Annotated in this window: 6 protein-coding genes and 2 tRNA genes; 4 read left to right on the top strand and 4 right to left on the bottom strand. The window is 63.0% G+C overall.

What is annotated here, in order from left to right; genetic code table 11:
• Positions 1–42: 42 nt before the first annotated feature.
• The 4 genes from rpsI to recA form a co-directional block, all read right to left on the bottom strand.
• Positions 43–432 carry a 30S ribosomal protein S9 gene (gene rpsI, locus Q8O35_RS10055; RefSeq protein WP_305572835.1) on the bottom strand — a complete coding sequence of 130 codons (390 nt, stop codon included), beginning with the start codon at positions 430–432 and terminating at the stop codon, positions 43–45.
• 15 nt (positions 433–447) lie between these two features.
• Positions 448–876: a 50S ribosomal protein L13 gene (gene rplM, locus Q8O35_RS10050; protein WP_305572833.1), complete on the bottom strand. Its 429-nt coding sequence runs from the start codon at positions 874–876 to the stop codon at positions 448–450.
• A gap of 120 nt (positions 877–996) precedes the next feature.
• On the bottom strand, positions 997–3639 hold the full coding sequence (alaS, locus tag Q8O35_RS10045) for an alanine--tRNA ligase (RefSeq protein ID WP_305572831.1): 2643 nt from the start codon (positions 3637–3639) through the stop codon (positions 997–999).
• A 62-nt stretch (positions 3640–3701) separates the two neighbouring features.
• Entirely contained in the window at positions 3702–4772 is a 1071-nt protein-coding gene (gene recA, locus Q8O35_RS10040; RefSeq protein ID WP_305572830.1) for a recombinase RecA, read from the bottom strand.
• Positions 4773–5048: 276 nt separating this feature from the next.
• On the opposite strand from recA, the gene Q8O35_RS10035 reads away from it, so the two are divergent.
• From Q8O35_RS10035 to Q8O35_RS10020, 4 genes are all read left to right on the top strand, one after another.
• A complete protein-coding gene (locus Q8O35_RS10035; RefSeq protein ID WP_305572828.1) occupies positions 5049–5534 on the top strand; it encodes a DUF721 domain-containing protein in 486 nt (161 codons plus the stop codon).
• Complete coding sequence (locus Q8O35_RS10030) at positions 5531–5887, top strand: hypothetical protein (protein ID WP_305572826.1); 357 nt, start codon at positions 5531–5533, stop codon at positions 5885–5887. The genes Q8O35_RS10035 and Q8O35_RS10030 overlap by 4 nt, the downstream gene beginning before the upstream one ends.
• 75 nt (positions 5888–5962) lie before the next feature.
• Positions 5963–6036 (top strand) — tRNA-Gln (locus Q8O35_RS10025).
• Between the two features lie 11 nt (positions 6037–6047).
• A tRNA-Glu gene (locus Q8O35_RS10020) sits at positions 6048–6125 on the top strand.
• The last annotated feature ends 1 nt before the right edge of the window (position 6126 follow it).

Raw genomic sequence — 6126 nt, 5'->3', positions numbered from 1 at the left:
CCGGCCCGGATGGGCAGGGACGGAAGGCTGAAACCTTGCGGCTTAGCGCTTCGAGTACTGGAAGCGAGCGCGGGCGCCCTTCTGGCCGTACTTCTTGCGTTCCTTCTTGCGGGCGTCACGGGTAAGGAACCCGGCCTTCTTCAGGGTGCCGCGCAGTTCGGGATCGACCAGAAGCAGGGCGCGGGCAATGCCGTGACGGACGGCCTGAGCCTGTCCAGCCACGCCGCCGCCGGCGACGTTGACCTTGATGTCGAACTTGTCGACGTTCTTGGTCAGCTTCAGCGCCTGCTGCACGATCATCTGCAGGGTTTTGCGCGGGAAGTAGTCCTCGTAGGGACGGTCATTGATGGTGATCTGACCGGTGCCCTGGTAGAGGCGGGTGCGGGCGACAGCGTTCTTGCGCTTGCCGGTGCCGTAGTTAAAATCGAGCATGTATTGTGCTCCTGTTTACAGGTCCAGAGCCTGAGGCTTCTGGGCGGCATGGGTGTGGTCGGGACCGGGGAACACTTTGAGCTTCTTGATGATCTGCCTGGACAGGCGGTTCTTCGGCATCATGCCGCGCACAGCCTGGATGATCACCAGCTCAGGGTTCTTCTCAAGCATTTCCTTGAGGGTCCGGGACTTGATGCCGCCGGGGTACAAGGTGTGCTTGTAGTACATCTTCTTGTTCAGCTTGTCGCCCGTGACTTTGATCTTCGAGGCGTTAACCACGACGATGAAGTCGCCGCCATCCATATGGTGGGCGAAACCGGGCTTGTGCTTGCCACGCAGGCGGTGTGCGATCTCAGTGGCCATGCGGCCAAGCACCTTGTCCGTGGCATCAACCACAAACCAATCGTGCTTCAGGTCCGCGGGGACCGGGCTGTAAGTATTCATGTAGGGCTGCTCCTTCATCCAAACTGGAAACAGGGCTCTTACTGGCTTTGTTTGGGTCTGTCAACCCAAAAATCACCGTCTTTCATGCGGGACACTCCCGCGAAACTTGGCAAACGTCCGCTACGCCTTGGCCACCAGCTCTTTCAGCTTTGCGATGGCCTTGTCGATTCCTGCGGGATCCGTTCCACCGGCCTGAGCCATGTCCGGCCTGCCGCCGCCGGAACCGCCCACCTCGGCCGACACATCCTTGATGAGTCCGGGCGCGGTGAACTTTCCGTGCAGGTCCTTGGTCACGGCTATGAGCACCGCAACCTTGCCGTCCTCGGTGGGCGCGGCGATCATGGCCACGCCCGAGGGCAGCTTGCTCTTCAGCGCGTCCATCTGGTCGCGCAGGCTCTTGATGCTCGCGGCCTCGGCCTTCACGGCCAGGACCTTGACTCCGTTAATCTCCTCAACCTCGGTCATGCGCGCCCCGCCCTCGCCGGAAGCCAGCTTGGTCTGCAAACGCTCCACTTCCTTCTGCAAAGACTTCACCTGCGCGGCCATGGCCTTGGTGCGCGCGGCGACCTCTTCTGGCCGGGCCTTGAGCACGGCCTGAACCTCGCCCATTTCCTGGCGCAGGGTCTGCATGTGGTTCAGCGCGTTCCAGCCCGTTGCGGCCTCGATGCGGCGGATGCCCGCAGCCACGCCGGTCTCGGACAGGACCACGAAGCTTCCCGCCTGGCCGGTCTGCACCAGGTGCGTGCCGCCGCAGAGCTCCATGCTCACGCCAGGCACTTCAACCAGACACACCGTGTCGCCGTACTTCTCGCCGAAGAGCGCGGTGGCTCCGCGCGCAACGGCCTCCTTCTGGCTCACGAACTCGCGGCCCACCGGGATGTCGTCCAGGATGGCGCGGTTCACGATCTGCTCCACCCGGGAGATCTCCGCCGGGGTCATGGCCGAAATGTGCGTGAAATCGAAACGCAAGCGCTCCGGCCCGACGAGAGAGCCGGACTGCTTCACGTGGTCGCCCAGCACTTGGCGCAGGGCCGCGTGCAGCAGGTGCGTGGTGGTGTGGTTGCGCGAACTGGCCATGCGCGCGCGCCCGTTCACGGCCAGATTGGCGGTCTGCCCGCTGGAAAGCTCGCCCTCGTTGACGAAGATCTTGTGCACGGTGAGATCGCCGGACGGCTTCAGGGTCTCCAGCACGTCGGCCCCGCCGGTTTCGGTGTTCACCTCGCCCAGATCGCCCTCCTGCCCGCCAGACTCGCCGTAGAAAGGCGTGCTTGCGGCCACCAGCCAGCCGCCCTGGCCCTGGTCAAGGGTCTCCACGGTCTCGCCCTCGCCGTTCAGAAGCGCCACAATGCGGCCCTGGTCCTCGAACTGGGTGCTGCCGGTAAAGCGGGTCTTGACCCCAGCCTCGAGCAGGCTCTGGAACATGCTGGCCACGTCCTTCTCGCCGCTGCCCTTCCAGGCCTTCTTGGCGCGGGTCTTCTGCTCCTTCATGCTGGCCATGAAGCCCGGCTCGTCCACGCTCACGCCGTGGCGTCCGGCAACGTCGTTGACGATGTCCAGGGGGAAGCCGAAGGTATCGTACAGCTTGAAGGCGAAGTCTCCGGTGATGCCGCCCTGGCCTGCGGCCTTCAGCCGCGCCAGCTCGTCCTCCAGAATCACCAGGCCCTTGTCCAGGGTTTGGGAAAAGCGCTCCTCTTCCTCGCGGATGACGCGGGCCATGAACTCCTGGTTGCTCAAAAGCTCCGGATAGGCGTCGTGCATGCGCGCCACCACCTGGCGGGCAGTCTCGTGCAGGAAGGGGTCGATGAGGCCGATGAGACGGCCAAAGCGGAAGGCCCGGCGGATGAGGCGCCGGAGCACATAGCCACGGCCCTCGTTGGACGGCAGGATCTGGTCGGTGATCAAAAAGGCGATGGACCGGCTGTGGTCGGCGATGACCTGAAGCGCGGTGTCGGTATCCTTGTCCGCGTGGTACTTGACCTTGGCCTTCTCGGCCACGAAGTCGATAAGGGCGCGGAAGATGTCGGTCTCGAAATTGGAGCGTTTGCCCTGCACCACGGCGGCGATGCGCTCAAGGCCCATGCCGGTGTCGATGCTGGGACGCGGCAGGGGCGTGCGGGTGCCGTCGGCAGCCTGGTCGAACTGCATGAACACGAGGTTCCAGATCTCAAGGTAGCGGTCGCAGTCGCACTTGCCGATGCCGCAGTCGGGCCCGCAGGCCATGTCCGCGCCCTGGTCCACGTAGATTTCCGAACACGGGCCGCAGGGGCCGGTGTCGCCCATGGACCAGAAGTTGTCCTTCTCGCCCAGGCGGAAAATGCGCTCCGCCGGGACGCCAGCCACCTTCTGCCACAGCTCGCCCGCCTCGTCGTCGTCCTTATATATGGAGACGTAAAGCGTGTCCTTGGGCAGCTTAAGCTCCTCGGTGATGAAATTCCAGGCCAGGCGGATGGCGTCGGTCTTGAAGTAGTCGCCGAAGGAGAAGTTGCCCAGCATCTCGAAGAAGGTGTGGTGGCGCGCGGTGCGCCCCACGTTCTCCAGGTCGTTGTGCTTGCCGCCAACGCGCAGGCATTTCTGGGAGGTGGTGGCCCGCACGTAGGCGCGCTTCTCCTGGCCGAGGAAGACCTTTTTGAACTGCACCATGCCAGCGTTGGTGAACAGCAGGCTCGGGTCGTCCTTGGGCACCAGGGTGGAGCTTTCCACCACGGCGTGGCCGTTGGCTTCAAAAAACTTCAAAAAGCGCGAGCGGATTTCAGCGGCGTTCATGCGAGGTTACTTCTCCAAAATATTGTATTGGGGACGGGCGCGGACTTGTGGCCGGCCCGCTTCTACATCTCTTCGTCTTCAACTGGCTCTGCCGCCGCCGGGATGAAGGCCGGCGTGGTGACACCCAGGTGCTCCAGCAACTTGTCCTCGATCTTCTGGCGCAGCTCGGCGTTCTCCACGAGCAGGGCGCGGACGTTCTCCTTGCCCTGGCCCAGGCGCTCGTTGCCGAAGGCGAACCAGGAGCCGCTCTGCTCAATAATCTTGTGCTCCACGCCCAGGTCGATGATCTCGCCCTCGCGGCTCATGCCCAGTCCGTACAGGATGTCCACCAACGCCTCGCGGAAAGGCGGGGCCACCTTGTTTTTGACGACCTTGATGCGCGTGCGGTTGCCGTAGGCTTCTTCCTTATCCTTAAGGCTCTGGATGCGGCGGATGTCGATGCGGATGGAGGCGTAGAACTTCAGCGCGTTGCCGCCGGTGGTGGTCTCCGGGCTGCCGTAGCCGGTCATGCCGATTTTCATGCGGATCTGGTTGATGAACACCACCACCGCACGGGACTTGTGAATGGTGCCGGTGAGCTTGCGCAGGGCGTGGCTCATGAGCCGGGCGTGGCCGCCCACCTGGGTCTCGCCCATCTGGCCCTCAAGCTCGGCCTGGGGGATGAGCGCGGCAACGGAGTCGATGACCACGAGGTCCACGGCGTTGGAGCGCACGAGCAGGTCGGCGATCTCAAGGGCCTGCTCGCCGAAGTCCGGCTGCGAGATGAGCAGCTCCTCGGTCTTGACGCCGAGACGGCGGGCGTAGGCCACGTCGAGGGCGTGCTCGGCGTCGATGAAGGCCGCCGTGCCGCCGCGCTTCTGGCACTCGGCCACAAGGTGCAGGGTCAGGGTGGTCTTGCCCGAGGATTCCGGGCCGTAAATTTCAGTGACGCGGCCCTTGGGGATGCCGCCAACGCCGAGGGCGATGTCGAGGCCGATGGAGCCGGTGGGAATCACCGGGATGGCGGTCAGGGCTGCGCCGTCGTCCATGCGCATGATGGCGCCTTTGCCGAACTTGCGCTCAATTGTGGTCAGCGCCGTATTAAGGGCTTCCAGGCGCAGTTCTTCAGGGCTGACGGCAGGCTTTTTGGCCATGAATGATCCTCCGGGGGGGTCACAATTCAGACATAGAAGAGGCCTGTTACCAGAACCCCGGCCCGGCGGCAACAGGCTATGCGCCCCCCTCCCCGGCAAGAATCCCGGAAGGCCCCATGGCGCGGCACTTGCGCCCGGCCATATTCAGGAGTAGGAGGCGGGCATGAAGCGCGCCGGGAGCAATAACAACCAAGCCGGGAGCCGCACGTGAGAGCCCGCCGCAGGATGCAGCACCCTGGGCGAGAGTCGCGCCACAGGAAGGTCGGCGAAGACCTCATGATGCGCCTTTTGTCGCGCTACGACAAAAAGGGCGGATTGAATCTGGTGCGGCTATGGCGCGAGTGGGAGAGCGTCGTCGGCGCTGAAGTTGCGGAGCTTGCCAGGCCCCTAGGGCACAAGGAAGGCACGCTGGTGCTTTTCGCACAGGACTCCATCGCCGCCCAGCAGCTTACCTATTATGTCCCTGAGCTCCTGGATCGTGTGAATTCATTTTTCGGCAACTTAGTCTTTGACAAAGTCCGGTTCGAGCTGCTAGACGGGAGAGTTCCTTTGGGGCTGCAAGCCCGCGCCGAATCATCGCCGCGCGGCCTACGCACCAAAAAGCCGAGCAATCTCGGTGGGCTGATCGGCAAATTTGACCCGGATACCGCTGTGGGCCGTTGTTATTTGGCTTACGTGCGGTATTTTTCCAGCCTGCCCGATGAGGGCGCGGCAAACGACGCGAATACCAGCCCCGAAGGGGCGTCAAGGAGAAGAAAATGAGCCAGGAAATTTTGGAAATGACCTTCGAGAGCCTCGGCCTGACCAAGACTCTGGACAAGATGACCGCCAAGGAACTGCGTCAGCTCGTGGTTGCCAAGAAGATCCCCTCCATCGTGGGCGCCAGCGGCATGCAGAAGGATGAGCTGGTCGTGGCCATCAAGGGCGTGTTCGGCATCGTCGACGCTGAAGGCGGAGTGTCTCCCTACAAGGATCAGATCATCAGCACCAAGAAGCTGATCCGCGAGTTGCGCGTGGCCAAGGGCACTGTCGAAGCCCGCCAGGAGCGCACCCAGCTGCGCCGCAAGATCAACAAGCTCAAGAAGCGCACCCGCCGCCTGTCGCGCGCGCTGTAGTTTTTTTAGCGAAGGGCACACTTCGGGGTTGACAAAACATCCCTGGAGCCAGTAGTACGTGCCCTCGCAACCTGCTGGGGGATCGTATAAAGGCAATACTGCGGTTTCTGGATCCGCCTATCGAGGTTCGATTCCTCGTCCCCCAGCCACTCTTTGAAATGTCCCCATCGTCTAGCCTGGTCCAGGACGACGGCCTTTCACGCCGTTAACAGGGGTTCAAATCCCCTTGGGGACGCCAG

The organism is Humidesulfovibrio sp., assembly GCF_030689645.1.
Classification (GTDB): Bacteria; Desulfobacterota; Desulfovibrionia; order Desulfovibrionales; family Desulfovibrionaceae; genus Humidesulfovibrio.
Note: the sequence above shows the minus strand (reverse complement) of the source record. Positions and strands in the feature narration are given on the sequence as shown.